We start from the raw sequence: 2,624 nt of genomic DNA on the forward strand, positions 1-2,624 counted from the left end.
CGAGAAGGGGTCCTGGTCGCGCGCGGCTCCCGCCTTTCGCAAGAAGGTGCTGACGAGGTTCGCCGAACTGGTCGAGAAGCACGCCGACGAACTCGCCGTGCTCGGCGTGCGCGATAACGGCACCGAGATCGGCATGGCCTACAAGGCCGAGCCGCTGTCGGCGGCCGGCACCATCCGCTACTACGCCGAGGCGATCGACAAGATCTATGGCGAGATCGCGCCGACTGCCGACAATGTGCTGGGCCTGATCCACAAGGAACCGCTCGGCGTCGTCGGCGTCATCGTGCCGTGGAATTTCCCGCTGATGATCGGCGCCTGGAAGATCGCGCCGGCGCTCGCCGCCGGCAACTCGATCGTCGTGAAGCCGCCGGAAATCGCTTCGCTGACGCTGCTGCGGCTGGCCGAGCTTGCTGCCGAGGCCGGGTTGCCGGAAGGCGTTTTCAATGTCGTCACCGGCCGCGGCGCGGTGGCCGGCGAGGCGCTCGGCCTGCACATGGATGTCGACGCGATTGCCTTCACAGGTTCCGGTCCGGTCGGCCGCCGCCTGCTCGACTATTCGGCGCGCTCCAATTTGAAGCGCGTCTTCCTCGAGCTCGGCGGCAAGTCGCCCAACATCGTCTTTGCCGACGCGCCGGACCTGAAGCAGGCAGCGACCGTGTCGGCCAACGGCATCTTCCGCAATTCTGGCCAGGTCTGCGTCGCCGGTTCCCGCCTGCTCGTCCAGGCGTCGATCTACGATCGCTTCATGGACGAGCTCCTCAAGGCAACCGCCAAGCTGAAGGTCGGCGATCCGCTCGATCTCGGCAGCGACATCGGCGCGGTGTCGAGCGCCGAGCAACTCGACAAGAACCTCGGTTTCGTCACCAAGGCGGCGGAGGAGGGCGCCCGCCTCGTCACCGGCGGAGAGCGCATCCTGACCGAGACCGGCGGCAGCTACATGGCGCCGACCATCTTCGAGAACGTGACGCGGGACATGCAGCTCGCCCGCGAGGAGGTGTTCGGCCCCGTGCTCGGCGTCATGCGCTTCGACACCGAGGAGGAGGCCGTGAGCCTTGCCAATTCCACGGTCTACGGGCTGGCTTCCGCCGTGTGGACCTCGAACCTGTCGACCGCGCACCGCATGGTACGCGCCATCAATGCCGGCGTCGTCCACGTCAACACCTATGGCGGCGCCGACATCACCGTGCCGCTCGGCGGCGTCAAGCAATCCGGCTTCGGCCGCGACAAGTCGCTGCACGCCGTCGAGAAATACACCGACCTGAAGACCGCCTGGATCGCGCTCGGCTGACGGCGGTCTAACGCTGCTGGATCAGTGTCCGCGCCGCATCCGCTCCCGCCGAAAGGATGCGATCCGACAACTCCGTGCCTTCGACGGCGCGGGCCAGTTGCAGCGCGCCGATGAGCGTTGAAAAGACGCCCAGCGCCACGCCTTCCGGATCCTTGCCCGGCGGCAAAGCGGCGGACACCTGGCTCACCAGTGACAGGAAGAGCTCGGTATAAACCTGGCGGGTTTCAGGCGGCTGGCGCGCGATCTCGGGCAGCAGCGCGGCGGAGGCGCAACCCTTTTCCGGATTGTCCCGGTGCGCGGCCGACAGATACGCATCTATGGCCATTTCCGGACCGCCTGCGGCCAACACCTCCTGCATTTGCTGCGACTGGGCATCCAGGGCCGCCGCCACGCTTTCACGGACAAGTTCCGCCTTCGACTGAAAGTGCGGATAGAAGGCGCCGTTCGTCAGCCCGGCGTCGCTCATGATGGTCGCCAGTCCGGACGCGGCGATGCCGTCGCTTCGAAAGCGTTCGGCGGCGACTTCCATGATCCGGCCGCGTGAGGCGTCCTTCCGGCCCTTTTCATAGCGCATGGCTGCACGTCCTTTCGGCTATTGCATTATGATCATAATGTAATATTATACTCGTAATTTAATGGCCTGGAAAGAGCCGGCCTTGGTGATCTTGGAGTATGACATGAGCGCGAATTCCGGAAAGACCGCTATCGTGACCGGAGCCTCGTCGGGCATCGGCCGGGCCAGCGCCGAGGCCTTGGCCCAGGCGGGGTTCACCGTCTTCGGGACGAGCCGCCGCGCGGCCGGCAACGGCCCGGAAGGGGTGACCATGCTGGCCTGCGACGTGACCGACGGCGATGCCGTCGCGGCGCTCGTATCGACGGTGCTCTCGCGCACCGGCCGGATCGACGTGCTGGTCAACAATGCCGGCGTCGGCATGCTTGGCGGCGCCGAGGAATTCTCGATCGCGCAGGTACAGGGCTTGTTCGACGTCAATCTGTTTGGCGTCGTGCGCATGATCAACGCGGTATTGCCGTCGATGCGGCGGCATGGCGAAGGGCGCATCATCAACATCGGCTCGATATTGGGTCTCGTGCCGGCGCCGTATTCGGCCCACTATTCGGCGGCCAAGCACGCGATCGAGGGCTATTCGGAATCGCTCGATCACGAGGTTCGTGCCTTCAACATTCGCGTCTCCGTCATCGAGCCGGCATTCGTGCGCACCGTCTTCGACCAGAACGGGATCGAGCCGGATTCCCCGTTGCAGGACTATGATCGGGCGCGCGCCAGCGTCGACGCCCTGCTTCGCGATGTGATGCCGAAGGCCGACCGGCCGGAAGT

General features: G+C 65.6%; 3 protein-coding genes. 2 read left to right on the top strand and 1 reads right to left on the bottom strand.

Annotation, left to right across the window (positions count from 1 at the left end; all coding sequences use genetic code 11):
• The coding region (locus EN780_RS31775; protein WP_133372807.1) for an aldehyde dehydrogenase at positions 1-1,288 on the top strand (1,288 nt) is incomplete at its 5' end.
• Positions 1,289-1,295: 7 nt separating this feature from the next.
• Here EN780_RS31775 and EN780_RS31780 read toward each other — a convergent pair.
• Positions 1,296-1,862: a TetR/AcrR family transcriptional regulator gene (locus tag EN780_RS31780; protein WP_128276247.1), complete on the bottom strand. Its 567-nt coding sequence runs from the start codon at positions 1,860-1,862 to the stop codon at positions 1,296-1,298.
• A 103-nt stretch (positions 1,863-1,965) separates the two neighbouring features.
• Between EN780_RS31780 and EN780_RS31785 the strand changes: the two genes are divergently transcribed.
• Positions 1,966-2,624, top strand: a 659-nt coding sequence (locus tag EN780_RS31785) for an oxidoreductase (RefSeq protein WP_128276248.1), incomplete at its 3' end; no start/stop codon positions are given.

This window comes from Mesorhizobium sp. M4B.F.Ca.ET.089.01.1.1 (genome assembly GCF_004022605.1).
Taxonomy (GTDB): domain Bacteria; phylum Pseudomonadota; class Alphaproteobacteria; order Rhizobiales; family Rhizobiaceae; genus Mesorhizobium; species Mesorhizobium abyssinicae.

What these genes read in the sequence shown, in the direction of transcription:
- EN780_RS31780 (WP_128276247.1), bottom strand. Translation starts at nt 1,862, where the DNA reads ATGCGCTATGAAAAGGGCCGGAAGGACGCCTCACGCGGCCGGATCATG.